Source organism: Roseateles chitinivorans (assembly GCF_002761755.1).
Taxonomy (GTDB): Bacteria; Pseudomonadota; Gammaproteobacteria; order Burkholderiales; family Burkholderiaceae_C; genus Roseateles; species Roseateles chitinivorans.
Genome location: NZ_PEOG01000080.1, coordinates 1 through 23,750 on the forward strand (window position 1 = coordinate 1; position 23,750 = coordinate 23,750).

General features: G+C 70.1%; 23 protein-coding genes. 8 read left to right on the top strand and 15 right to left on the bottom strand.

Annotated features, from left to right (window positions below; translation table 11 throughout):
* Positions 1–245 precede the first annotated feature (245 nt).
* Genes CS062_RS21640 through CS062_RS21665 form a run of 6 tightly spaced genes read right to left on the bottom strand, consistent with a single transcriptional unit; the run spans position 246 to position 5,353 of the window.
* Positions 246–1,022: an SDR family oxidoreductase gene (locus CS062_RS21640; RefSeq protein ID WP_099863627.1), complete on the bottom strand. Its 777-nt coding sequence runs from the start codon at positions 1,020–1,022 to the stop codon at positions 246–248.
* Entirely contained in the window at positions 1,019–1,732 is a 714-nt protein-coding gene (gene lptC, locus CS062_RS21645) for an LPS export ABC transporter periplasmic protein LptC (protein ID WP_099863628.1), read from the bottom strand. Before lptC ends, CS062_RS21640 begins: the two co-directional genes overlap by 4 nt.
* Positions 1,732–2,364, bottom strand: coding sequence for a KdsC family phosphatase (locus CS062_RS21650; protein ID WP_099863629.1), 633 nt, complete (start codon positions 2,362–2,364; stop codon positions 1,732–1,734). Before CS062_RS21650 ends, lptC begins: the two co-directional genes overlap by 1 nt.
* Complete coding sequence (locus tag CS062_RS21655; protein ID WP_099863630.1) at positions 2,364–3,353, bottom strand: KpsF/GutQ family sugar-phosphate isomerase; 990 nt, start codon at positions 3,351–3,353, stop codon at positions 2,364–2,366. Before CS062_RS21655 ends, CS062_RS21650 begins: the two co-directional genes overlap by 1 nt.
* A gap of 30 nt (positions 3,354–3,383) precedes the next feature.
* Positions 3,384–4,694, bottom strand: a complete 1,311-nt coding sequence (locus tag CS062_RS21660) for a sensor histidine kinase (protein ID WP_233218200.1) — start codon at positions 4,692–4,694, stop codon at positions 3,384–3,386.
* Complete coding sequence (locus tag CS062_RS21665; RefSeq protein ID WP_099863631.1) at positions 4,691–5,353, bottom strand: response regulator transcription factor; 663 nt, start codon at positions 5,351–5,353, stop codon at positions 4,691–4,693. Before CS062_RS21665 ends, CS062_RS21660 begins: the two co-directional genes overlap by 4 nt.
* Before the next feature lie 170 nt (positions 5,354–5,523).
* Here CS062_RS21665 and CS062_RS21670 point away from each other — a divergent pair, with 170 nt between their 5' ends.
* A complete protein-coding gene (locus CS062_RS21670; protein ID WP_233218201.1) occupies positions 5,524–6,279 on the top strand; it encodes a phosphatase PAP2 family protein in 756 nt (251 codons plus the stop codon).
* A gap of 70 nt (positions 6,280–6,349) precedes the next feature.
* On the top strand, positions 6,350–6,928 hold the full coding sequence (locus tag CS062_RS21675; protein ID WP_099863632.1) for a DJ-1/PfpI family protein: 579 nt from the start codon (positions 6,350–6,352) through the stop codon (positions 6,926–6,928).
* 185 nt (positions 6,929–7,113) lie between these two features.
* Here the strand turns inward: CS062_RS21675 and CS062_RS21680 are convergent, their stop codons facing one another.
* From CS062_RS21680 to CS062_RS21690, 3 genes are all read right to left on the bottom strand, one after another.
* On the bottom strand, positions 7,114–8,385 hold the full coding sequence (locus CS062_RS21680; RefSeq protein WP_099863633.1) for a Glu/Leu/Phe/Val family dehydrogenase: 1,272 nt from the start codon (positions 8,383–8,385) through the stop codon (positions 7,114–7,116).
* A gap of 270 nt (positions 8,386–8,655) precedes the next feature.
* Positions 8,656–9,240 (bottom strand): hypothetical protein, encoded by a 585-nt coding sequence (locus tag CS062_RS21685; protein WP_099863634.1) that lies wholly within the window; start codon positions 9,238–9,240, stop codon positions 8,656–8,658.
* Between the two features lie 36 nt (positions 9,241–9,276).
* On the bottom strand, positions 9,277–9,888 hold the full coding sequence (locus tag CS062_RS21690) for a hypothetical protein (RefSeq protein ID WP_099863635.1): 612 nt from the start codon (positions 9,886–9,888) through the stop codon (positions 9,277–9,279).
* A 131-nt stretch (positions 9,889–10,019) separates the two neighbouring features.
* Between CS062_RS21690 and CS062_RS21695 the strand changes: the two genes are divergently transcribed.
* A complete protein-coding gene (locus tag CS062_RS21695; protein ID WP_099863636.1) occupies positions 10,020–12,017 on the top strand; it encodes a monovalent cation:proton antiporter family protein in 1,998 nt (665 codons plus the stop codon).
* Positions 12,018–12,025: 8 nt separating this feature from the next.
* Here CS062_RS21695 and CS062_RS21700 read toward each other — a convergent pair whose 3' ends face one another.
* Positions 12,026–14,119: an acyltransferase family protein gene (locus CS062_RS21700; RefSeq protein ID WP_158238873.1), complete on the bottom strand. Its 2,094-nt coding sequence runs from the start codon at positions 14,117–14,119 to the stop codon at positions 12,026–12,028.
* 128 nt (positions 14,120–14,247) lie between these two features.
* Between CS062_RS21700 and CS062_RS21705 the strand changes: the two genes are divergently transcribed.
* From CS062_RS21705 to CS062_RS21720, 4 genes are all read left to right on the top strand, one after another.
* Positions 14,248–14,994: a histidine phosphatase family protein gene (locus CS062_RS21705; RefSeq protein WP_099863638.1), complete on the top strand. Its 747-nt coding sequence runs from the start codon at positions 14,248–14,250 to the stop codon at positions 14,992–14,994.
* 63 nt (positions 14,995–15,057) lie between these two features.
* Entirely contained in the window at positions 15,058–16,317 is a 1,260-nt protein-coding gene (locus tag CS062_RS21710) for an acyl-CoA dehydrogenase family protein (protein WP_099863639.1), read from the top strand.
* A 161-nt stretch (positions 16,318–16,478) separates the two neighbouring features.
* Positions 16,479–17,993, top strand: a complete 1,515-nt coding sequence (locus tag CS062_RS21715; RefSeq protein WP_099863640.1) for a sensor domain-containing diguanylate cyclase — start codon at positions 16,479–16,481, stop codon at positions 17,991–17,993.
* 128 nt (positions 17,994–18,121) lie between these two features.
* Positions 18,122–18,682 carry an adenine phosphoribosyltransferase gene (locus tag CS062_RS21720; protein WP_099863641.1) on the top strand — a complete coding sequence of 187 codons (561 nt, stop codon included), beginning with the start codon at positions 18,122–18,124 and terminating at the stop codon, positions 18,680–18,682.
* Positions 18,683–18,694: 12 nt separating this feature from the next.
* Here the strand turns inward: CS062_RS21720 and mnmE are convergent, their stop codons facing one another.
* The 5 genes from mnmE to rpmH all read right to left on the bottom strand — a co-directional run bounded on the left by mnmE (position 18,695) and on the right by rpmH (position 23,050).
* Positions 18,695–20,071: a tRNA uridine-5-carboxymethylaminomethyl(34) synthesis GTPase MnmE gene (gene mnmE, locus CS062_RS21725; protein ID WP_099863642.1), complete on the bottom strand. Its 1,377-nt coding sequence runs from the start codon at positions 20,069–20,071 to the stop codon at positions 18,695–18,697.
* Positions 20,072–20,348: 277 nt separating this feature from the next.
* Positions 20,349–22,031 carry a membrane protein insertase YidC gene (gene yidC, locus CS062_RS21730; RefSeq protein WP_099863643.1) on the bottom strand — a complete coding sequence of 561 codons (1,683 nt, stop codon included), beginning with the start codon at positions 22,029–22,031 and terminating at the stop codon, positions 20,349–20,351.
* The gene (yidD, locus tag CS062_RS21735; protein WP_091729896.1) at positions 22,024–22,353 is read right to left on the bottom strand and encodes a membrane protein insertion efficiency factor YidD; all 330 of its coding nucleotides are present in this window, start codon (positions 22,351–22,353) and stop codon (positions 22,024–22,026) included. The genes yidC and yidD overlap by 8 nt, the downstream gene beginning before the upstream one ends.
* A gap of 26 nt (positions 22,354–22,379) precedes the next feature.
* A complete protein-coding gene (locus CS062_RS21740) occupies positions 22,380–22,706 on the bottom strand; it encodes a ribonuclease P protein component (protein ID WP_368372866.1) in 327 nt (108 codons plus the stop codon).
* A 209-nt stretch (positions 22,707–22,915) separates the two neighbouring features.
* Positions 22,916–23,050, bottom strand: a complete 135-nt coding sequence (gene rpmH / locus CS062_RS21745) for a 50S ribosomal protein L34 (RefSeq protein ID WP_067065970.1) — start codon at positions 23,048–23,050, stop codon at positions 22,916–22,918.
* 295 nt (positions 23,051–23,345) lie between these two features.
* On the opposite strand from rpmH, the gene CS062_RS21750 reads away from it, so the two are divergent.
* Positions 23,346–23,750 (top strand): DnaA N-terminal domain-containing protein (locus CS062_RS21750; protein WP_303645164.1); only part of this gene is annotated, 405 nt, incomplete at its 3' end.

The window sequence follows — 23,750 nt, forward strand, 5'->3', positions numbered from 1 at the left end:
GGCGGCAGCCGTGGCGGCTACGGCGGTGGTGGCGGCGGCGGCTACGGTGGTGGCGGCGGCGGCAGCTACGGCGGCGGTCGCGGCGGCTACTGAGCCACGGCGGGGTTGATCCCCGCCTCGCAATGAACAAGGCGCTCCTCGGAGCGCCTTTTCTTTTGCCCGCGTGGAGCGAGGGGGCCCCTCGTCGGACGCCGCGACGTCCCGAGCGCCTCGCCGCGCCCTCGAGCGCGGCGCACGGCTTGCGCTCAGCGCTCGCCCTGCCGGTGCTTGCGCGGACGTCCCGCGAGCAGCCGGTCGAAGACCGCGCCCGGCAGCAAGCGCATCACGCGCGCCACGACCCCCATCTGCCAGGGAATGAAGCGCACCCGGGCGCCGGCCTCGATCGCCGCGTAAGCCTTGCGCGCGAAGTCCTCCGGCTGCATCAGGAAGGGCATGCTGTAGCGGTTCTCGCGCGTCAGCGGCGTGTCGACATACCCCGGGGCGATCGTCACGACCTTCACCCCATCGGGCCGGCACTCGCCGCGCAGACTTTCGCAATAGCTGAACACCGCCGCCTTGCTGGAGCAGTACGCCCCATGCCCGGGCAGCCCCCGGATCCCCGCGACGCTGGCGATGCCCACCAGCGTGCCGCTCCGGCGCTCGCGCATCAGACCGACGAAGGGATGGAAGGTCGCCGCCAGGCCGATGTTGTTGGTCGCGTAGACGCGCTGCATCACGGCCAGATCCTCATGGATCGCCGTGTCCATGCCGATGCTGATGCCGGCATTGGCGATCACGACATCGGGCAGGCCCTGCTCGGCGATGCAGCGTCGGCCGATGGCGGTGATGGCGTCGATGTCGCTGACGTCGGCGCGGTAGACCCGCCAGCGCGAAGGCGCCAGGCCCTGCTGCTCTGCCCAGGCGCTGAGGTCGTCGACGCGGCGCGCGACCAGCGCGAGGTTCCAGCCCTCGCGGTAGTACTGGAGCGCGAGCGCCTGGCCGATGCCGCTCGAGGCACCGGTGATGTAGACGAGTCGGTTCATGGCTTGCGGGCCGCCGTCGGTGCCGAGGCCGCGGCCTTGGCGGCCGGTGCCGCGGCGCGCGTGCCCGGCCGGGCGGCGAAGGTGGCGCGCCCACCGCCGCTGAAGCTCAGGCGCCCGGTGAGCTGGTCATAGACGAAGCTCTTCACCTGCATCTCGCCGCCCATGCCGATAACGCGCGCCGGCAGGTGGGAGCGGATCTGCTGCTGCGGGACGAAGGCATGCAGGAACTCGCCATACAGCTCCAGGTCGGGCGGCTGAGACGGATCCCCCTCCGGATAGCGCTTGACCTTCACGTCCCCGAGCAATTGCACCTCGCTGCCATCGCCGTTGGACAGGCCGCGCTGCGCGTCGGCGACCAGCAGTTCGCCTTGCTTGCCGTAGGCGCGCAGCTGCGGCGCGTCGATCTCCAGCGTGTCGTTGTCGGGGTAATGACGCATCTCGGTGCCGATGATGCGGCCGGTCAGCCGGCCGTCGCTGCTGAAGCGCTCGACCTCGAAGCCGTTCATCCGGTAGTCCGGCTCGTGCTTGGGCGCGGCTTTCTCGCGCGGCGCCTCCAGCTGCGGCGTGTTCTTGATCAGCCACCAAGTGAAGCCGGCCAGCATCGCCATCAACAGCAGCGGGACGTAGCTGGCCAGCATCGACTGCAGGCGCCACAGCAGCGGCTGGACACGGCGCCGCGGCGAGGTCGGCGGCGGAGCGAGCGCCGCCATCAGTGGCCGCTCCCGTCCAGGGTCTCGAGGTGGCCGTGCAGCAGGCGGGCGTACTGGCCGGCGGCCATCAGCAGCAGGTCGCAGAACTCGCGCGCGGCGCCATGGCCGCCGGCGGCGGCGGTGACGTGGTGCGCGACCGCCTGGACCTCGGCATGGGCCTGGGCCGGCGCGCAGGCGAAGCCGGCGCGCACCATCAGCGGCAGGTCGGGCCAGTCGTCCCCGATCACCGCCACCTGGTCCCAGCGCAGACCGAGTTGGTCGAGCAGCGGCTGGGCGGCGGCCAGCTTGTTCCTGGCGCCATAGACGGCATGCGGCAGGCCGAGGTCGGCGACCCGCCGCCGCACCGCCGGCGAATCGCGGCCGGTGATCACGATCGGCACGATGCCGCCCTGGGCGAGCAGCTTCATGCCATGGCCGTCCAGCGTGGCGAAGGCCTTGAACTCCTCGCCTTCTGCGCTGAGGTAGATGCGGCCATCGGTCAGCACGCCATCGACGTCGAAGATCGCGGCCCGCAGTCCAAGCGACGGGCCCTGCGCCTTGAGCAGCAACTCGGGCGGGAAGGACAGGGCGGGTTGGAGCTCGCGCACGACCGGTGCATCCGCGCCCGCGGTATTCGGGGAAGAGCCGCTCATCAGATCACCTTCGCGCGCATCAGGTCGTTGATGCTGATCGCGCCGACCAGGCGCTGTTCGTCGTCCACGGCCAGCACCAGCGTGATGCGGGCCTGCTCCATCAGATCGGCCGCATCGACGGCCAGCGCATCGGCGGCCACGGTGCGCGGATTCGGATGCATGACTTCGCCGGCCGTCAGGCCGCGCAGGTCGCTGCCGCGCTCGATCAGCCGGCGCAAGTCGCCGTCGGTGAAGATGCCTTCGGCCTTGCCGTCGGCGCCGACCAGCACCGCGCAGCCCAGGCCCTTGTCGGACATCACCCGCATCATGTCGAGCAGCGGCAGTTCGGCATTCACACGCGGCAGCGCGTCGCCGCCGCGCATCAGGTCGCGGACATGGGTCAGCAGGCGCCGGCCGAGCGAGCCGCCCGGGTGCGAGCGGGCGAAGTCCTCGGCGCGGAAGCCGCGCGCGTCCAGCAGGGCCACGGCCAGCGCGTCGCCCAGCGCGATCTGCGCGGTGGTGCTGGCGGTCGGCGCGAGGTTCAGCGGGCAGGCCTCCTGCGCCACGCGCGAGTCGATCACGAAGTCCGAATGCCGCGCCAGTGACGAGGACAGTCCGCCGGTCATGCTGATCAGCATGACGCCCTGGCGCTTGAGCACCGGGATGATGGCGTTGAGCTCGTCGCTTTCGCCGGAATTCGACAGCGCCAGCACGATGTCGCCGGGCGTGACCATGCCCAGGTCGCCATGGCTGGCCTCACCGGGATGGACGAAGAACGCCGGCGTGCCGGTGGACGCCAGGGTGGCGGCGATCTTGCGGCCGACATGGCCGCTCTTGCCCATGCCCATCACCACGACGCGACCGCTGCAATCCAGGATCTTGCGGACCACCTGCTCGAATGATTCGCCAAGGCGCGGACCGAGCGCGAGCAGCGCGTCCGCCTCGACTTGCAAGGCCGCGCGGGCCACGTCGAGCGCGCGGGAATGGGTGAGGGCGGCATGGGTCGTCATAAGGGCGAAAGTGTAGCCGCCGGGGTCGATTCAGTCCGGTGCGGGCCCCAGCCGGAGGGCCACGCCGAAGCCCTCCTCCATGGCCGGCAGGCGCAGGTCGCCGCCGTGGGCGCGGGCCACCAGGTCGGCCATCATGAGGCCCAGTCCCATGCGCCCCTCGTACTGCTGCCGCTCCAGCGCGTCGTTGAGGTCGACCCGCTGCCAGTCGGCCACGCCCTCGCCGTTGTCGGTGAGCTCGAGCGTCAACCCGCCGTCCGGCTGAGGCTCCAGGCGCAACCGGACCTGCGAGGCCCCATGCCGCCAGGCGTTGTCGATCAGGTTGATCAGCGCGGCGGCCAGCAGGTCGGGATCGGCATCGATGCCGGCCTCGGGCGGCAGGTCCAGGGCCAAGCCGTCCGGCAAGGGCAGCAGCGACATCAATTCGACCAGGTCCAGGCGCTGCCAGCGCAGGCTCATGCCGGTGCGAAACAGCGTCAGCAGCGCGGTCACCACCCGGCGCAGCCGGTCGCCCGCCTCGCGGGTGCGCTGCAGCCGCGCGCGCGATTCGGGTGGCGCCTCGCGCAGCGCCATCGCCAGCTGGGCGTCCATGCCGGCGAGCGGCGTGCGCAGCGCATGGGCCGCATGGGCGCTGAAGGCGCGCTCGTTGGCGACGCGCTGCGCCAGGCGCTGGCCCAGGTCGAGCACCGCGGCGCGGATCTCGGCCAGCTCGCTGCGAGGTTGCTCCGGCAACAGCTGCCGGGTGTCGAGCGGGTCGTAGCCGCCCAGCGCGGCGGACAACTGGCCCAGCGGCGCGAGCTCGGCCCGCGCCCGCCGGTTCATCCACACCATGCACAGGCCGCCGACCAGCAGCGCCGAGAAGGCGCTGGCCAGCCCGACACGGCTGCGGACCTCCTTCCGCTCGGCGCTCGTCTGCGCCACCATCAGCCAGCCGGGGCCGGCCGCCGTCGGCAGCGGGCGCACGTGCACGCGCCAGTCGTCGCCGTCGGTGCCGTCGTCCTGCCAGTCGCTGAAGCCCGGCGGCAGCTTCCAGGCCTTGACCGGCGCCAGCGGCGAGCGGTGCAGCAGCGCACCGTCCGGCGCCACCAGCTGCCACGCGAAATGGGTGCTGAGGTCGTCGTTGTCGGCGATCTGGGCCGGCATCGCGTGGCCCTGGCGCAGCAGCTGGCCCAGCACCTGCGACGACGCCTGCAGCGTCTCGTCGAGCAGCTCGTCGACCTCCTCCTGCACGACCAGCCAGACGCTGACGCCAGCCAGCACCGCCCAGAAGGCCGAGATCAGCAGCAGCTGGCGCGCCAGCCGACCCGCGATGGACGGGCGGCGCGGCCCCGGCGTGCCGCTCACGGCGCCTCCGGGCCGAGCCGGTAGCCCAGGCCGCGGACGGTCTCGATCAGTTCGCGCCCGAGCTTGCGGCGCAGGCTCGACACATGGACTTCGAGCGCGTTGCTCAGCACCTCGGCGTCGTCGCCCAGCACCTGCAGCTCCAGGTCGCGCTTCGGATAGAGCCGGCCGCCGCGCTGCGCCAGCGCCTCCAGCACGGCCCATTCGCGGGCGGTGAGTTCGACCGGTTGCCCGTCGCGCGTGGCCCGCTTGGCGGCCAGGTCCAGCACCACGTCGCCATGGCGGCGCTGCGAGCTGCTCGCGCCCGCGTGGCGACGGCTGACGGCGCGCAGCCGGGCCGCCAGTTCCTCCGGCGCGAAGGGCTTGACCAGGTAGTCGTCAGCGCCGCTGTCCAGGCCCTGCAGCCGGTCGGCGAGCAGGTCGCGCGCGGTGAGCATCAGCGCCGGCATCGACACGCCGCGCTGACGCAGGCTGCGCAGCCAGTCCAGGCCGGAGCCGTCCGGCAGCTGCCAGTCCACCAGCAGCGCGTCGAACTCCTCGTGCTGGCGCGGCAGCAGCTCGGCCAGGCGGCGGGCCCAGGTCACGGCATGGCCTTCGTCGCGCAGGAAATCGCGCAGGGCCTCGCCGAGCAGTTCGTCGTCTTCGAGCAGCAGGAGTCGCATGGGCGTGCGGCGGGCAGCCGCGGGAAAGGAGGCCGTGGGGCCGAAAACGATACCAGCGGCCACCGGTCGGTCCGGCCGCGGCACGCACTGTGCGGACTGTCGCAGAACTTCAGCCGGCCTTCAGCTTGGCTTCAGTCGAACTTCAGGGCGGCCGTGCCCACTGCGATGCCGTGAAGACGCCTCCCCTCTCCCCCTTGCCGCTCGGCGCCGGATCCGCGTCCGCGTCCGCGCCCGCCCTGTCCCCGGTCGGCACGCTGCGCCTGCCGGACCTGCGCCGCGGTTGGCTGGTCGTGCTGGCCGGGCTCGCCGCGCTGCTGCTCTGGGACGCCGCCGGCTGGGACCTGGCCGTGGTGCGGCACTTCGCCGATGCGCGCGGCTTCGCGCTGCGCGATCACTGGCTCACCTCGGGCCTGCTGCACCAGGGCGGGCGCTGGGTGGCGACCGGCCTGGCGGTCGTGCTGCTGATCAACGCGCTGCGGCCTCTGTGGCCGGGGCTGACGCGACGCGAGCGCTGGGGCGCCGTCGCGCTGACGGCCGTCAGCCTGGTGCTGATCCCGCTGATGAAGCAAGGCAGCAGCACCAGCTGCCCCTGGGACCTGGCCGAGTTCGGCGGTGTCGCGCATTACGTGTCGCACTGGCGATTCGGCATCGGCGACGGGGGACCGGGCCACTGCTTCCCGTCGGGCCATGCGAGCTCGGCCTTCGCCTTCTTCAGCCTGTTCTTCATGCTGCGCCGCGCTTATCCGCGTCAGGCGCGGATCGCGCTGGGCGCAGTGCTGGTGATGGGCTCCCTGTACGGCGTGGCGCAGATGCTGCGCGGCGCGCATTACCCCAGCCACACGATGTGGACCGCCTGGATCTGCTGGACGCTCGCGGTCGCCGCCGCGCCGGCCCTGCGAGCCCGCGACGCCGACGCGGGTACATGAGGGATTCATCGACCTGACGGCCACCGCCTCCCAGAATCGGCGCTCCCTCAACCGACTCTGGAGAGATGCGATGGGCAAGAAGCTGCTGTTGCTGGCCGGCGACTACGTCGAGGACTACGAGTTGATGGTGCCGTTCCAGGCGCTGCAGGCGGTGGGACACCGGGTCGACGCCGTCTGCCCCGGCAAGAAGGCCGGCGACTTCGTGCTGACGGCGATCCACGATTTCGAGGGCGCGCAGACCTATTCCGAGAAGCCGGGCCACCGCTTCACGCTGAACGCCAGCTTCGAGGCCGTCAAGCCGCAGGACTACGACGGGCTGGTGATTCCGGGCGGCCGCGCGCCCGAGTACCTGCGCACGATGCCGGGTGTGCTGCCGCTGGTGCAGCACTTCTCGCAGGCCGACAAGCCGATCGCGGCGATCTGCCACGGCGCGCAGCTGCTGGCGGCCGCCGGCATCATCCGGGGCCGCAAGGTGTCGGCCTATCCGGCCTGCGCCGCGGAGGTCGAACTCGCCGGCGCGAGCTACGCCGACATCCCGGTCGACCAGGCGGTCACCGATGGCAAGCTGGTCACCGCGCCGGCATGGCCCGCCCACCCGGCCTGGATCGCGCAGTTCCTGACTGTGCTCGGCACGAAGATCAGCCACTGACCCTCCCCGTTCCCCTCGGCTCCCACCGCCGCAGAGCAACAGTGGTCGGGGACGGCAGGGCGTGGGGTTCCGGCGCTTGACGCCGGGGCCCCATGCCCTGGCGGCCAGCGCCCGGTCTCCGCATGAAAAACGGGCCCCGAAGGGCCCATCCATTCCCGTAACCGCGCGAAACCCGCGCCGTCGGATCAGGGGTACAGACCGCGCTCTTCACGGGCCTGCAGCACGCGCGTGCAGGCGACGGTGAACGCTGCCGTGCGCAGCGGGATCTTGTGCTGCTCGGCCGTGTCCCAGATGCCCTTGAACGCGCCGACCAGGATCTTGTCCAGGCGGACGTTGATCTCGTCCTCGGTCCAGAAGAAGGACGAGAAGTCCTGCACCCATTCGAAGTAGGAGACCGTCACGCCGCCCGCATTGGCGATCACGTCGGGGACGACGATGATGCCGCGGTCCGCCAGCACGGCGTCGCCGTCGGGCGTCGTCGGGCCGTTGGCGCCTTCCAGCACCAGGCGGGTCTGGACGCGCTTGGCGCGCTCGCCCGACAGCTGGCCTTCCAGCGCGGCGGGGATCAGCACGTCGGACTTCACATCCCAGAAGTTCTCGTTGTCGATGCGGTCCGCGCCCTTGAAGCCGGCGACGCCGCCGGTGTGGCCGACGTGCTCCAGCAGCGAGGCCATGTCCATGCCGTTGTCGTTCAGGATGGTGCCGGTGTGGTCCTGCACGGCCACGACGATCGCGCCATTGGCGGCGAACATCTTCGCGGCCACCGAGCCCACGTTGCCGAAGCCCTGCACCGCGATGCGGGCGCCTTCCATGTTGATGTTGAGGCGGCGCATCGCCTCGCGGCCGACGACGAACACGCCGCGGCCGGTGGCGGCCACGCGGCCCAGCGAGCCGCCCAGCGGGATCGGCTTGCCGGTGACGACGCCGGTGGCGGTCGCGCCGACGTTCATCGAGTAGGTGTCCATCATCCAGGCCATGATCTGGCCGTTGGTGTTGACGTCAGGCGCGGGGATGTCCTGGGTCGGGCCGATGATGATGCCGATCTCGCTGGTGTAGCGGCGGGTGACCTTCTCCAGCTCCTTCAGCGACAGCGTCTTGGGGTCCAGGCGGATGCCGCCCTTGGCGCCGCCGTAGGGCAGGTTCACCGCGGCATTCTTGACCGTCATCCAGGCCGACAGCGCCATCACTTCTTCCAGCGTGACGTCCGGGTGGTAGCGCACGCCGCCCTTGCCGGGACCGCGGGTCAGCGAGTGCTGCACACGGTAGCCCTCGTAGTGGGCGATGGTGCCGTTGTCGAGTTCGATGGGGATGTCCACGATCAGCGCGCGCTTGGGGCGGCGCAGCGTTTCCACCCAGCGGGCCAGCTTGCCCAGGTAGGGCTCGACCGCGTCGATCTGGGACAGGTAGGTGCCCCAGGGACTGTTGCGCGTGGGGGAAACGAAACTCAGGTTGGGCATGAAATGCTCCGTAACTTTTCGGTGGCGCGAACGGTACCCCGAAGCCCTGACCGTCCGCCACGTCCGGCAAAGCCGAGTGCACATGCGGGCATGCGCCCGATGCATAAGGCGGGTAGTTTGCGCCTGACGCGTGACCAAAGCCAGTCCCGCGAGGCCGGGCGTCGGCGCAGCCCGGCAGCGTCGTCGACCGGATGCGGAGCGCCATGAAAGACGGGCCCCGCAGGGCCCGTCGAAGGGGGGCCGGACCGCCGGCCGCGGACACGCGTCCGCTCAGCTCTTGATCGCGGCGCGGAACTCGCTGTCGTCGAGCAGCTTGCCGATCAGGGACTTGTAGAGCGCGCCGTACTGGTTGATCGCCATCGGAATGGCGGTGGCGCCGACGAAGCTGGACTCCCAGCTCGACTCCGCAGCCAATTCCTTGTCGAACACCTTCTGGCCGCCACGCTTGACGACGAAACGCGCCGCCAGGCGGCCGGTACCGGTGCCGATGGCGGCATCGACGCGGCTGTCGGTCAGCTCGCCCTCGATCACGATCGGGCTGGCGGCGTCGAGCAGGCCGGCGGCCTTCAGTTCGGCGGACAGCTCGTCACGCAACTGCGCGGAGAAGGTGCCGCCGGACGGCTGCATCGACGAGCCGCGCAGGCCGCCGAGCGTGGTGTCCATGTCCGCCGGCTTGCCGGCCGCCAGCTTGAAAGCGCCGACCTGCGACGGCGCTGCCTTGGCGGCACGCAGCTTCTCGACGTTGGCGGCGCTCGCGGCCGGCGCCGGCATCTTGACGCTCACGCAGGCGGTCAGCGCGGCTGCGGCGGCGGCCACGGCGATCAGTCGGGCGGTGCGGATCAGGGTCTGGTTCATGGAATCTCGTTGCTCTCTTGTTGTGGTGGAAATGGCTCAGCGGAAGGCCGGATCGTGCGTGACGTCGTTGAGGACGTTGCTGACGACCTGACGGCTGATCACCGTCATCGCGGCGTCGATGCTCGCCGCCTTGACGGCGCCGGGCGGTGGCGACGCGGCCCCGACCGTGCCCCACAGGACGTTGCGGGCCTTCTTGACGATCGGCTCGGCGGCGCCGGGGGCGCGATAGGTCGCGGTGCAGATGTAGCCGTCGCCGACCTGCGACCCCGCGAGCCCGAAGGTGAGCCCGGTGACGAAGCCCTTGCGGAACGCATCGTCCGACGTCGGGACGTTGTCCAGCACGATGCTGAGCGACGCGCCGCCGGTCACGGGACCGTCCGACACGCTGGCGAACACGCCGCTCGACCGGACCTGCTCGGTGATGCGGTCCTTCAGCAGCGCGGTGGCCTGCTGGTTCTGCACGCCCTTGGTCTGGAACTCGAAGAACAGCTGCACGGGCTGCGGCTGTGCGGGCTTGGCGAACTGGGTGGCCGGGACTTCCGGCAGCTTGTTGTCGACATAGACGCTGACGCATCCGGTGAGCCCCATCGCGAGCGCGACGGCACACAGCGCGCGCGCCAGGCTGGCGCGGCGAACGATGGCATACATGGTGGATCCCTCGTAAAGACGGTCCGTTCTGTGTTTGGAATGCGACGGACCTGAGGCAGCGGACTATATCGATGCTGCCTCTTGCCGCATCCGGGGCCACCCGAGGTAAGGGGGCCATTACGATCGCCGCCATGCTCACCGCGCTGGACCTCACCCTCATCTATCTGATCGCCGCCGTGCTCGGCGTGGTGGTGTGCCGCTCGTTGAAGCTGCCGCCGATCCTGGGCTATCTGGTGGTGGGCGTGCTGATCGGCCCGAACGCGCTGGCGCTGGCCGGTGACGCCCCCGGCGTGCAGCACCTGGCCGAGTTCGGCGTCGTCTTCCTGATGTTCGCGATCGGCCTGGAGTTCAACCTGCCGAAGCTGCACAGCATGCGCTCGATGGTGTTCGGGCTCGGGCTGCTGCAGGTGGTGGTGACGATCGGCGGCACCATGGCCGGCAACGTCTTCCTGCGCTGGTTCTTCGGCATGATGGGCTGGCCCTGGGACCTCGGCTGGCAAGGCTCGCTGGTGCTCGGGTCCGCGATGGCGATGAGCTCCACCGCCATCGTCGTCAAGCTGATGGCCGAGCGGCTGGAGCTCGAGAGCGAGCACGGCCGGCGCGTGATCGGCGTGCTGCTGTTCCAGGACCTGGCGGTGGTGCCCCTGCTGGTGCTGATTCCGGCGCTGGGCGGGAGCGGCACGCAGATGATCGAGTCGCTGGGCTGGGCCGCGCTGAAGGCGACGCTGCTGCTGGTGCTGCTGCTGACCGGCGGCCAGCACCTGATGCGCCGCTGGCTGACGCTGGTGGCGCGGCGCAAGAGCCAGGAGCTCTTCATGCTCAACCTGCTGCTGGTGACGCTGGGGCTGGCCTGGCTGACCGAGCATGCGGGGCTGTCGCTGGCGCTGGGCGCGTTCGTCGCCGGCATGCTGATCGCGGAGACCGAGTACAAGCACCAGGTGGAGCTGGACATCCGGCCCTTCCACGACGTGCTGCTGGGCTTGTTCTTCATCACCATCGGGATGCGACTGGACTGGCAGACGCTGGTCTTCCAGTGGCCGCTGGTCATCATCCTGACGCTGGTACCGACGGCGGCGAAATTCGTGCTCGTGGCCGGGCTGGCGAAGCTGTTCCGGGCGCCGACCGGCGTGGCACTGCGCACCGGTCTCTACCTGGCGCAGGCGGGCGAATTCGGCTTCGTGCTGCTGACGCTGGGCGCGCAGCACGATCTGATCGCCGCGCAATGGGTCAGTCCGGTGCTGGCGGCGATGGTGCTGTCGATGCTGATGACGCCGCTGATCATCGAGCACAGCAACCGCATCGTCATGAAGCTGTCGGCCAGCGACTGGCTGCTGCAGTCGGTGCAGCTGACGACGATCGCGAAGAAGTCGATCAAGACCGATGCCCACGTGATCATCTGCGGCTACGGCCGCAGCGGGCAGAACCTGGCGACGCTGCTGGAGGCGGAGCACATTCCCTACATGGCGCTGGACCTGGATCCCGATCGCGTGCGGCAGGCCGCAGCGGCGGGGAAGAGCGTGGTGTTCGGCGACGCGGCGCGGCTGCCCAGCCTGATCGCCGCCGGCCTGACGCGGGCCAGTGCGGTGGTGATCTCGTACCACGACACGCCATCGGCGCTGAAGGTCCTCCACGAGGTCCGCGGCCATGCCCCGCATGTGCCGGTGGTGGTGCGGACCATCGACGACACCGACCTCGAGAAGCTGCGCGCCGCCGGCGCGACGGAGGTGGTGCCCGAAGCGATCGAAGGCTCGTTGATGCTCGCCAGTCATGCGTTGGCGCTCGTCGGCGTGCCGATGCGGCGCGTGCTGCGCATCGCGCGCGATGCGCGGGACCGCCGCTACGGGCTGCTGCGCGGCTACTTCCACGGGGCCGACGACGACACCTCCGAGGAACGCGATCAGGCGCGGCTGCAGTCGATCAGCCTGCCGATGGCCAGCGTCCTGGAAGGCCGCACGCTGGCGGAGGTCGGCGTGGCGGCCTGGGGCGTCAGCGTCGTGTCGGTGCGGCGACCCAACGGCGCGGTGAAGGAGGCGAGCGACGACCTGGTGCTACAGGGCGGGGACACGCTGGTCGTGTCCGGCACGCCGGAGGCACTCGCCCGCGCCGAGCATGGGCTGCTGGTCGGCTGACCGGGCGTCTAGCGCGCCCAGGCCATCTGCGTCTGGCCGGTGACCTCCGTCATCACCGCGGGCATCAGCAGCCTCGATCCCTCGCGGCTGAGGTGACCCTGGTCGCGGTAGAGCGGCACGCCGTCGCGCTCGACCTGGCAGGTCGTCGCGTCGCACAGCAGCGGCTCGAAGCGCAGCACCGGCAGCCTGGCATCCGACTTCGCGAGCGCGTCGATGAACGCATGCTCGGAGGCCCGCCGCTGCTCGTCGTCCTTCAGATCGATCACGCAGCCGGGCGTCGCGCCGATCGTCCAGCGCCGCGCCTGCCGACGTTCCAGACAACCCGCGATGTCAAACGGCGCCGACGGCGGCGGCGCCACCACCATCACCCGCTTGCCCATCGCCCGCAGACGCTTCACCGTCTCCGCCATGTCCGCCAGCAAGGCCTCGCGCATCGCCCGCTCACCGCGCACCCGCCCTTCGTCCGACCGATCGCCGCGCGTGCGCTGCAACTCGTACCTGGCGTCATCGAGGTACTGCGTCAGCAGGCTGGACAGCACCACCGTCTCGATCTCCGGATGCCGCGCCAGCCAGCGCAGCACCGACGCGTTGAACGCCTGGCATTGCTCGATCCACGGCGAAGCGAAGCTGTTGCCGCGCCCCAGGCCCGGCCGCACTGGCGTCAATCCGGGGAACGGGCCGCAGGAGGACTTGGTCGCCTGCACCAGCCCCTGGTCGCTGGCCACGCGCACCAGCCCCGGCACCAGGTGCATCGCGTAGGAATCGCCCCAGACCATCCACCGCGCGCCCGGGCGCGTGCGGCAGTCCTCCCGACCGTCGAAAGGCTCCTCCGCATCGCAATTGGCGGACAGGCCGTAGTTGGGCTTGCGCAGCTCGACGAAGTCGACCGCGCCCGGCGCCGGCTTGTGCAGCGCCAGCACGATGCCGCCCAGCGCCAGGGCCGCCGTGCCGCTGCCCAGGATCCAGGCCCCGCGAGGTCCTGTCAGCGCGGCCTTGCCCGGTCGTTCGACGCCACGGTGCAGCAGCCATGCCAACGGGAACGACAGCAGCACCGCGCCGATGCGCCAGGCCATCAGCGCCTGCGGATCGGCCTTCAGCCCCACCCAGGCGTTATGCAGGACCGCGATCAGCGGCCAGTGGACCAGGTACAGCGCATACGACCAGTCGCCGATGCGGATCAGCGGCGCCGCGGCACGCGGCCAGCGCCGGGGCTCGCGTAGCAGCAGGACCAAGGTCGCGAGGCCGACGATCAGCGCCGCCGGCCCCGGATGCGCCGGGCCGAAGACCTGCGGCACCGCGGGCACGACGAGCAGCAGCGCCCAGGACGGCAGCGTCAGCGCCCTCAGGACCCGTTGCCACCGATGGGTGCGCGCGTCGGCCGCGGCGGTCGACGACCTTGTCGTCGCGGCCGACGTCGTCGCCGACGTCATCAGCGCGCCGATCGATCCCAGGCCCAGTTCCCAGGCCCGCGTTGGCAGCAGGTAGAACGCGCCGCCGGCGTCGATCGGCTGCCACCACGCCAGCAGCGCCAGGCTGCCGAGCGTCACTGCAATGGCCGCCGCCGTCCTCAGCCGCGCGGGACTGAAGACCAGCAGCGCCGGCAGCACGAGGTAGTACTGCTCCTCCAGCGCCAGCGACCAGAAATGCAGCAGCGGCTTGAGGTCGGAGGCGCCCTCGAAGTAGCCGGTCTGCTTCCACAGCACGACGTTGTTGGCGAAGCCCAGCGCGCCCAGCAGCTGGCCGACGAAGTCGATCTGCTCGCGACGGTTGAGCGCCCACGGCACCACGAGCAGCGTCGCGCCGAGCACCACGTAGGCCGCCGGCAGCAGGCGCCGCGCGCGTCGGCCGTAGAAGGCGCGGAAGGAGAAGTCGCCGCGTCGCAGCGCGCGCTGGATCAGGCCGGTGATCAGGTATCCGGAGATGACGAAGAAGATGTCGACGCCGAGATAGCCGCCCGACGCGCCGGGGATCTGCGCGTGATAGAGCAGCACCCACAGCACGGCGATCGCGCGCAGCGCCTGGATGTCGTCGCGCAGCGGCGGCTCGCCGGCCGTGTGCGGGCTCGGAGGGCGATGAACGGGGAGCGGAGCGGGGCTTGTCACCAAGGCGTCAGGACGGAGGCAGAGAACGGAAGCGGAGCGGCTGCGGCGCGGCGCGAATTGTGGCCCGGTCCGCGGGCCTGCCGCCTGCGCGACAGTGCGGCTTGCGCCGTTGCGCCACACTGCCGCCCATGTTGGACACCCAGCCCCGCAGCCCGCAACGCCGCCGCGTCTACCTGATGCGGCATGGCGCGGTGACCTACTTCGATGGCGCGACCGGGCGTCCGGTGCTGCCGGAGCAGGTGCGGCTGAACGACGACGGCATCGCACAGGCGCAGGCGGCCGGAGCGGCCTTCCGCGCGGCCGGCGTCCGGTTCGATCGCGTGATCGTGTCGGGCCTGCCGCGCACCGTGGAGACCGCCGACCTGGTGCTGCGTCATGCCGGCCAGGGCGAGCTCACGCCGCAGGTCTGGCCCGAGTGGCAGGAGATCCGTGGCGGCCGCCTCGGCGACATCCCGAAGGACGAGCTCGCGCGAACCTTCACCGGCCTGCAGCGCAGCCCGGTCCCGGAATCGCAGCGCTTCCTCAACGGCGAGAGCGTCGGCGAACTGCTCGACCGCGTGCTGGGCGGCGTCGCCCGCCTGCAGGCCGATCCCGACTGGGATTGCGCGCTGCTGGTGCTGCACGGCGTCGTCAACGCCGCGATCCTGTCGCATGCGGTGAGCGGCGGCCAGCGTCTGATGCTGGGCAGCTGGGTCCAGTCGCCGGCCTGCATCAACGTGCTGGACGTCGCGCCGCCAATCGGGGACTCGCCCGGCGACTGGCTGCTGCGCGTCTGCAACTTCGCGCCGTCGCATCCGCTGCATGCGGACGAACGGTCCACCACGATGGAGGCGCTGTACGCGCAGTACCTCCGCTATCGCGGCCAGCGCGGCTGACGAGCGGTCCACCGACCCGCCGCGCTTCACGGCCTCACGACGCCCCAACCGGGAGACTCCTGAATGAATTTCGACTACAGCCCCAAGGTTGAACAGCTGCGCGAGCGCCTGCTGGCGTTCTTCGACGAGCACATCTATCCCAACGAGCATCGCTACCACGCCGAGATCGACGCCAACCGCCGCGCCGGCAACGCGTGGATCCCGACCCGGGTGATCGAGGAGCTCAAGCCCAAGGCGCGTGCCGCCGGGCTGTGGAACCTGTTCCTGCCGCGCTCGGCGCGTGCGCCGGAAGGGCTGTCCAACCTCGAGTACGCGCCGCTGTGCGAGATCATGGGCCGGGTGTACTGGGCGCCGGAGGTCTTCAACTGCTCCGCGCCCGACACCGGCAACATGGAGACGCTGGAGCGCTACGCCAGCGAGGCGCTCAAGGATCGCTGGCTGGAGCCGCTGCTGCGCGGCGAGATCCGTTCCGCCTTCCTGATGACGGAGCCGGACGTGGCCTCGTCCGACGCGACCAACATCCAGTGCCGCATCGAGCGCCAGGGCGACGAGTACGTCATCAACGGCACGAAGTGGTGGTCGTCCGGCGCCGGAGACCCGCGCTGCGCGCTCTACATCGTGATGGGCAAGACCAACCTGGAGGCGGGTCGTCACGAGCAGCAGTCGATGGTGCTGGTGCCGGCGAACACGCCCGGCATCACGGTCAAGCGCCACCTCAGCGTCTTCGGCTACGACGACGCGCCGCACGGCCACATGGAGATCGAACTGAAGAACGTGCGGGTGCCGGCGGAGAACATCCTGCTGGGCGAAGGCCGCGGCTTCGAGATCGCCCAGGGCCGCCTGGGACCGGGACGGATCCACCACTGCATGCGTTCGATCGGCGCGGCCGAGCGGGCGCTGGAACTGATGTGCAAACGCGCGATCTCCCGGGTCGCCTTCGGCAAGACGATCGCGCAGCAGACGGTGACGCAGGAGCGCATCGCCGAGGCGCGCTGCAGCATCGAGCAGGCGCGGCTGCTGACGCTGAAGGCGGCGTACATGATGGACACCGTCGGCAACAAGGTCGCCAAGGCCGAGATCGCGATGATCAAGATCGTGGCGCCGACGATGGCGCTGAAGGTGATCGACTGGGCGATGCAGGTCCACGGCGGCATGGGCGTCAGCGACGACACGCCGCTGGCCTACATGTGGGCGGGCCAGCGCACGCTGCGCTTCGCGGATGGCCCGGACGAGGTGCATCGCAACTCGCTGGCGAAGCTGGAACTGGCGCGTCACATGAGCCTGCCGAACGCGGGCGACATGCCGATCACCCGCGGCGGCTGAGCCCTCCCATATACCGTCGCTCACAAAGCGTGGCACCCCACCAACGCGGGGACGTCGCCCGAACCCGCTTCTCCCCCCGTGGAGCGGTATTCATCGAGGAGCGGGCTGGCTAGGATCAGCCACCCTTTTCCAAGGCGTCGCCTCCGGCGCCGCGCTCCGCGATGAACCGATTCGCCGAAGTCCGCACCTGGCCCTTGCTGGCCTTCGCGCTGCTGGTCGGCCTGCAGGCGATCGTGCTGACGGTCACCCTGGGCGGCTACGCGGTCGACGGCTGGCTGGCCTGGGTGGGCGTGGCGTCGCTGGCGCTGACGGTGCTGCTGGCCATGGCGGTCGTCTCCACGCTGGCACGCGCGCAGGCCCGCGCCAGGCTGGCGCAACGCACCATGGAGGAAGCGATCGACGCGCTGCCGGCCAGCGTCGAGATCTTCGACGCCGAGGACCGGCTGATCGCCTACAACCGCCGCCTGGTCGAGATCTATCCGCACATGCTGCGGCACTTCCAGCGCAAGTGCACCTTCGAGGATCTGGTGCGCGAGTCGCTGGCGCGCGGCGGCATCCCGGAGGCGCGCGGGCGCGAACCCGAGTGGCTGGAGGAGCGCCGCCAGGCGCGTGGCAAGCAGCTGACGCCGCTGCTGCAGCGGGTGCACGACGACATGTGGCTGCGAATCTACGAATCGCGCACGCCGTCCGGCGGCATCGTCGGCGTGCGCATGGACGTGACCGACCTGATCCATGAGCAGCAGCGCCTGGCGGCGAGCCGGGCCCAACTGCGCGCGACGATCGAGTCGGCGGCCAACGGCATCCTGACGCTGGACTCCGGCGGCCATGTGCTGGAGGCCAATCCGAGTTGCGAGCTGCTGTTCGGCTTCACCGCCTCGGAGCTGCAGGGCGTGCATGTCGGCATGCTGCTGGGCGCCGCTTCGGCGACGGCCGCGCCGGCGGGAGCGACGCCGGACATCCCGCTGGATCCGCGCTCGCTGCTGGGGCAGCCGCGCGAGTTCACCGCCCGCCACCGCAGCGGCGAGGCGCTGCACCTGCAATTGGCCATCGCCGAGGTCCGGACCGACACGATCCACCTCTACGTCTGCATCGTCACCGACCTGACCGAGCGCAAGCGCCAGGAGGAGCGATTGCGTCGCGCCAACGAGCTGCTGGCGCGGCAGTCGACGACGGACGGGCTGACCGGCGTCGGCAACCGGCGGCTCTTCGATCAGTTGCTGCAGACGGAGTGGCAGCGTGCGATCCGCGCCGGCCGGCCGCTGGCGCTGCTGATGGTCGATATCGACCACTTCAAGCAATACAACGACTGCTACGGCCATGTGTCCGGCGACGATTGCCTGCGGCGTGTCGCGACGCTGCTGCGCAGCTGCGCGGGACGGGGCGGCGAATCGGTATGCCGCTACGGTGGCGAGGAATTCGCGGTGCTGCTGGTCGACACCGACCTGGCCGGCGCGCAGGTGGTGGCGCAGCGCTGCCTGGACAGCGTGCGGCTGGCTGCGATCGAGCATGTGGGCTCGCCAGTGCGGCGCTCGGTGAGCCTGTCGATCGGCGTGGCGGCATTGATTCCCCAGAACGGCGAGGGCGCCCACCGCCTGATCCAGACTGCGGACGCCGCGCTCTACGAAGCCAAGCAGGCCGGCCGCGCGCGCCTGATCTGCCAGCAGCAGTCGGCGTGATCGCCGCCTGGCCGATCCGCCGGCCGATCACCTGACCGATTCGCCGACTGACCGGCTGACTGACCGCTGGGTGGTCGGATGTCCCTTTCACTGCCCGGGCGAGGTTTGCCGGCGCGACAATCGCCGCCATGCCGAACGTCGCTCCCACGCCCGACCCGATCGCCTTCCTGAGGCAGCAGATCCGCACCGTGCCGGACTGGCCCGAGCCCGGCGTGCAGTTCCGCGACATCACGCCGCTGCTGGCGAACCCGCGGGCCTTCCGGGTGCTGATCGACCAGTTCGTGCACCGCTACTTCGACCTGCGGCCGGATGCGATCGCGGGGCTCGATGCGCGGGGGTTCATCATCGGCTCGGTGCTGGCCTACGAATTGAACGTCGGCTTCGTGCCGATCCGCAAGAAGGGCAAGCTGCCCTTCACGACGGTGCAGGAAACCTATGAGCTGGAGTACGGCAGCGCGACGGTGGAGATGCACACCGATGCGGTGAAGGCCGGCGATCGGGTGTTGCTGATCGACGACCTGATCGCCACCGGCGGCACGATGATGGCCGGCAAGCGGCTGCTGGAGCGGCTGGGCGCCGAGGTCATCGAGGGCGCGGCGATCGTGGACCTGCCGGAGCTCGGCGGCTCGAAGCGGTTGCGGGAGGGCGGGTTGAAGGTCTTCTCGCTGGTGGCGTTCGAGGGGCATTGAGCGCCCCGGCGCTCACTTGCCGATGCAGAACCGGCTGAAGATCTCCCCCAGCAGGTCGTCGGCGGTGAACGCGCCGGTGATCTCGCCGAGCGCGTCATGCGCCAGGCGCAGTTCCTCCGCCATCAGGTCCAGCGCCGGCGGCTCGGTCTCGGCCTGAGCCAGCGCCAGCCCGATGTGCTCCTGGGTGCGGCGCAGCGCCTGCACATGGCGTTCACGAGCGATGAACAGGCCCTCGGGCACCGCATGCCAGCCGACCTGCTCCAGCAGGCGCCGACGCAACGCGTCCAGCCCCTCGCCCGTCTTCGCCGAGAGCGTCAACGCCCCCTCGGGCAGCCCGTGCGGCGCATGCGCGTCCGCCTTGTTGTAGATCTGCAGGATCCGCGCCGGATCGACCTGCGCCAGCCGGCCGCGGATGTCAGCGTCCTCGCGCTCGTAGTCCGCGTGGCCGACACGCGTCAGGTCGTGCAGAAACAGCACCACGTCCGCGTCCGCGATCGCATCCCAGCTGCGCGCCACCCCAATGCGTTCGACCTCGTCCTCGGTGTCGCGCAATCCGGCCGTGTCGCTGATGTGCAGCGGCACGCCTTCGATCTGGATGGTCTGGCTCAGCTTGTCGCGCGTCGTGCCCGGGATCGGCGTCACGATCGCCAGTTCGGCACCAGCCAGCGCATTCAGCAGCGAGCTCTTGCCGACATTCGGTTGTCCCGCCAGCACGACCTTGATGCCCTCGCGCAGGATCGCGCCCTGGCGGCTGCGATCGAGCAGCGCCTCCACCCGCTGCAGCAGCCGGCGCAGTTTGCCCAGCGCATCGGCCTGCTCAAGGAAATCGATCTCCTCCTCGGGAAAGTCCAGCGTGGCTTCGACCAGCATCCGCAGCTGGATCAAGCCGTCACGCAGCCCGCCGACCTCGCCGCTGAGCGCGCCAGCCAGCGCCCGTCCGGCGCTGCGCGCGGCGGCTTCGGTGCTGGCGTCGATCAGGTCGGCCACCGCCTCGGCTTGCGCCAGGTCCAGCTTGCCGTTGAGGAAGGCGCGGCGCGTGAACTCGCCCGGTTCGGCCAGTCGCATCCGCAACGCGGGATCGGCCTCCAGGCAGCGCGCCAGCAGCAGCTGCAGCACCACCGGGCCGCCGTGGGCCTGCAGTTCCAGCACATGCTCGCCGGTATAGGAATGCGGCGCCGGGAAGAGCAGCGCCAGGCCGTGGTCGATCGCCTCGCCTTGGGCGCTGCGGAACGGCAGGTAGGTCGCCTCCCGCGGCTTGAGCGCACGGCCGCAGATGGCCGTCACAAGCGGGGTCAGGTCTTGTGGCGCGGACACCCGCACGATGCCGACCGCCCCGCGTCCTGGCGCGGTGGCGATGGCGGCGATGGGATCCTGGTGGCGCGACAGCATGGGCGCGATTGTCTCGCAGCGCCTGGGCGCCATGAAGAACGGCGATGGGCCGCCAGGCCGCATCGCCGTCATCGTGGATGGCGCGGGGCAGGCCTCGTCGCCGCCTCTCGTGAGCCGGCGTCTTGCGCCTCCGGTCCCCCACCGTCCCGAGTCAGGTGGAGAAGCGATCCCCGCATGGACACGATTAAGCGCCTGCGCGCAGACGAAAAAAAGCCCCCGGGGTGCGGGGGCTCCTGCGATCGGCGTGAGGAATTGGCGAATCCCCCGCCGGCATCGATCACTTCTTCGAGCCGTTGACGCCGATCTGCTTGTTGATCATCCATTGCTGGGCGATCGACAGGATGTTGTTGACCAGCCAGTACAGCACCAGGCCCGACGGGAAGAAGAAGAACATCACGCTGAAGGCCAGCGGCATGATCCACATCATCTTGGCCTGGACCGGGTCGGCGGGCTGCGGATTCAGCCAGACCTGCAGCAGGCTGGAGGCCGTCATCAGCAGCGGCAGCGGGCCGATCGGCGCGCCGAACAGGTGGCCGAACAGGCTGTCGGGCTTGGACAGGTCGTGGATCCACATGACCCACGGCGCGCCGCGCATCTCGACGCTGGACAGCAGCACCCAGTACAGCGCGATGAAGAACGGCATCTGCAGGAAGATCGGCAGGCAGCTGCCCAGCGGGTTGATCTTCTCTTCCTTGTAGATGCGCATCATCTCCTGCTGCATCTGCTGCGGCTTGTCCTTCAGGCGCTCACGCATCTCCTGGATGCGGGGATTCACCGCCTTCATCTTGGCCATGCTGCGGTACGCGCTGGCGTTCAGGCCGTAGAACGCGACCTTCAGCAGCACGACCAACAGGATGATCGCCCAGCCCCAGTTGCCCAGCAGCGTGTGCAGGACGTCCAGCAGCCAGAACAGCGGCTTGGACAGGATCTTGAAGATGCCGTAGTCCTTCACCAGTTCCAGGCCCGGGGCCAGCACTTCCAGCTTCTTCTCTTCCTGCGGGCCGACGTACAGCAGGTTGTCCAGCTTGGCGGATGCGCCCGGCGCCACGGCCGGGAAGTTCATCACCATGCCGGCGGTGTACAGGTCCTGGTTGAGCGGACGGACGTTGAACTCGCGCGGGCCGGCCTCGTTGCGGATCCAGGCGCTGACGAAGTAGTGCTGGACCATCGCGACCCAGCCATCGTCGGCATTCTTCTCGTACTCGGCCTTGCCCTTCTTGAGGTCCTCGAACGCGAGCTTGTGGTACTTCGCCTTGTCGGTGTAGATCGCCGGGCCGGAGAACGAGGTCGGCGCGAAGGACGGACCGGTGTGCTCGACATGGCCGTCCCGCACCAGCTGCAGGTACAGCTGCGGGTTGACCGCGGCCGCACCGGTGTTGGTGACCTCGTGGTTCACCGCGATGGCGTAGTCGCCCCGCTTGAAGGTGTAGGTCTTGGCCAGCTTCACGCCGCCCTGCTCGCCTTCCAGGCGAACGACCAGCGTGTCCTGGCCGTCCTTGAGTTCCTTCGGCCCGTCGACCAGCGTCAGCACCGTCTGGTCGCTGGGCGCGTTCGGCACGTTCAGCAGCCCGGAACGGGCGCTGTAGTTGCGGAGAGGATCCAGCACGACGACATGGCCGCTGGGGTTGGTGTCGTCGGCATGCTTGAGCAGCTCGACGCGCACCAGGCTGCCGCCGCGGGTGTCGATGGTGGCCTTGACCACGTCGGTGGTGAAGGTGACCAGCTCGTTCTTGACGACGGGCGCGACTGGCGCGGCGGCGGTGGCGCCGGAAGCGGCCGCGGCGGCCGGCAGCGCGGCGGCGGAGGCGGCCGATGCCGGACCGGCGGGCGCGGTGGCGACCTTGGCCGGCGCCGGATGGAACAGCGACGGCTGGCCGTTGTGCCGCTGCCACCCGTCCCACAGAAGGACCAGCGACATCGTGAACACCACCCACAAGATGGTGCGGCGAATATCAGTCATGGGAAGCTTTTGGATTGGCGGTTGAAGAGGCTGACCCGGGTCGGCATCTGGAGGGACGCTCGGTGAACCGGGTGAACAGGCGGGGCGGATTGTCGGGCACGGGATCGTGTCCGCCCAGACAGAAAGGGTTGCAACGCAGGACCCGTCCGACCGCAAGGTAGGTGCCGGCGGCGGCGCCGTGGCGGCGCAGGGACTGCATCGCGTAGTTCGAGCAACTCGGGCTGTAGCGGCAGCCTGCCCGCAACCAGGCGCTGAACAACAGCTGGTAGCCGCGCACCAGCCCCATCAGCAATCGCGTCGGCAGGCCGGGGCGGTCGTCCATGGTCGCTGTTCCGAACCGCGATCCGGTCAGCCGGCGGCGCCCGGGGGCGAAGGCGCGAGCTTGCGGGTCAGCTGCAGCAGTTCCGCACGCGCAGCGGCGCGCAGCGCATCGGAGGAGGCGCTGGGGTACTGCTTGCGGTCGAAAGGCATGCGCAGCCGCACCACCCAGAGTCCGGGCGGCAGCGTCGGCAAGTCACCGAACACGGCGCGGATCTGGCGCTTGAGCAGCGTCCGCGTCACGGCGCGCTTCGCATGCCGCTTGGGCACGACGTAGCCCAGCCAGGCCCGGTCGGGCGCGGCTGGAACCGATTCAACGGGAGTGGGCGCCACGTTCGCGGAGGACGGTTCATCCACAGCTTGGGGATGAATCGGTGCATCACCTGTGGACAAGTCAGCCGTTCCTGTGGATGGACGGCGCTTCGGCAGCGAGGGGCTGGCGGCCAGGTGATGCACGGCGAAGTGCGCGCTGCGCGCGCGGCTGGGGGTGCCCAGCACGCGCTCGAAATCGGCCGATCGCACGATGCGGCCGATCACGGTGCTGTCGGAGTCGTCTTGCGCTTCGCTCAGACGGCCAGGCGCTTGCGGCCCTTGGCGCGGCGAGCGGCGATGACGGCCTTGCCGCCACGCGTCTTCATGCGGACCAGGAAGCCGTGGGTGCGGGCGCGACGGGTCTTGGAGCCTTGATAAGTGCGTTTCATGTTCAACCTCTTGGAAATCTTCGGTACTTCCCGTCGCCTCGCGCCACCTTGGCGCCGCGGACGGTGGACATCTCAGGTTGATGTCGGAAGCCGCTCAAAAACGGAGGCCCACGCAGCAACGTCCGGGCGTCCGGAAAACCCGCGATTACAGCAAAGATTTGCGCCAGGGTCAATCCGCGGGCAGGCGGCCACGGGGATTACCAGCACTTGACCCCGCCAAAAAATCTGTGGATAACCCTGGCTTCGCGGTCTTGCATCGGTACAATCCGGCCGCTCGAAGAATAAGTTTTCCACAATGAGCGCAGACTTGTCAGGGGCGGCCTTGTGGCAGCGCGGCTGCGAACGCCTGGCCGCCGAACTGCCTGAGCAGCAATTCAATACCTGGATCCGCCCGCTGCCCCCGGCAGAGGTCGCCCAGCAGGAAGAGAACGGCCACGAGGCCGTCCTGGTGTCCCTCCGCGTCCCCAACCGATTCAAGCTGGACTGGATCCGCAGCCAGTACGCAGGCCGCATCGAGGCCATCCTGACCGAACTCGCCGGCAAGCCGGCACGCCTGGAATTGTCGCTGGCGCCGCGCGAGGCGATCGCACCGCTGCCGCGCACGCAGCCCTCGAGCATGACCATGGGCCAGGTGCTGAACCAGCACGGCCTGGGCGCGCCGGCGACGGGTCGACCGGCCGCGCCGGCCTCGGCGGCTGCC

Coding starts and splice junctions, on each gene's coding strand:
- CS062_RS21640 (WP_099863627.1), bottom strand. CDS start 1,022: ATGAACCGACTCGTCTACATCACCGGTGCCTCGAGCGGCATCGGCCAG.
- CS062_RS21680 (WP_099863633.1), bottom strand. CDS start 8,385: ATGCCCAACCTGAGTTTCGTTTCCCCCACGCGCAACAGTCCCTGGGGC.
- CS062_RS21710 (WP_099863639.1), top strand. CDS start 15,058: ATGAATTTCGACTACAGCCCCAAGGTTGAACAGCTGCGCGAGCGCCTG.
- CS062_RS21695 (WP_099863636.1), top strand. CDS start 10,020: ATGCTCACCGCGCTGGACCTCACCCTCATCTATCTGATCGCCGCCGTG.
- mnmE (WP_099863642.1), bottom strand. CDS start 20,071: ATGCTGTCGCGCCACCAGGATCCCATCGCCGCCATCGCCACCGCGCCA.
- lptC (WP_099863628.1), bottom strand. CDS start 1,732: ATGGCGGCGCTCGCTCCGCCGCCGACCTCGCCGCGGCGCCGTGTCCAG.
- rpmH (WP_067065970.1), bottom strand. CDS start 23,050: ATGAAACGCACTTATCAAGGCTCCAAGACCCGTCGCGCCCGCACCCAC.
- CS062_RS21715 (WP_099863640.1), top strand. CDS start 16,479: ATGAACCGATTCGCCGAAGTCCGCACCTGGCCCTTGCTGGCCTTCGCG.
- yidD (WP_091729896.1), bottom strand. CDS start 22,353: ATGGACGACCGCCCCGGCCTGCCGACGCGATTGCTGATGGGGCTGGTG.
- CS062_RS21665 (WP_099863631.1), bottom strand. CDS start 5,353: ATGCGACTCCTGCTGCTCGAAGACGACGAACTGCTCGGCGAGGCCCTG.
- CS062_RS21720 (WP_099863641.1), top strand. CDS start 18,122: ATGCCGAACGTCGCTCCCACGCCCGACCCGATCGCCTTCCTGAGGCAG.
- yidC (WP_099863643.1), bottom strand. CDS start 22,031: ATGACTGATATTCGCCGCACCATCTTGTGGGTGGTGTTCACGATGTCG.
- CS062_RS21705 (WP_099863638.1), top strand. CDS start 14,248: ATGTTGGACACCCAGCCCCGCAGCCCGCAACGCCGCCGCGTCTACCTG.
- CS062_RS21650 (WP_099863629.1), bottom strand. CDS start 2,364: ATGAGCGGCTCTTCCCCGAATACCGCGGGCGCGGATGCACCGGTCGTG.
- CS062_RS21655 (WP_099863630.1), bottom strand. CDS start 3,353: ATGACGACCCATGCCGCCCTCACCCATTCCCGCGCGCTCGACGTGGCC.
- CS062_RS21690 (WP_099863635.1), bottom strand. CDS start 9,888: ATGTATGCCATCGTTCGCCGCGCCAGCCTGGCGCGCGCGCTGTGTGCC.
- CS062_RS21675 (WP_099863632.1), top strand. CDS start 6,350: ATGGGCAAGAAGCTGCTGTTGCTGGCCGGCGACTACGTCGAGGACTAC.
- CS062_RS21685 (WP_099863634.1), bottom strand. CDS start 9,240: ATGAACCAGACCCTGATCCGCACCGCCCGACTGATCGCCGTGGCCGCC.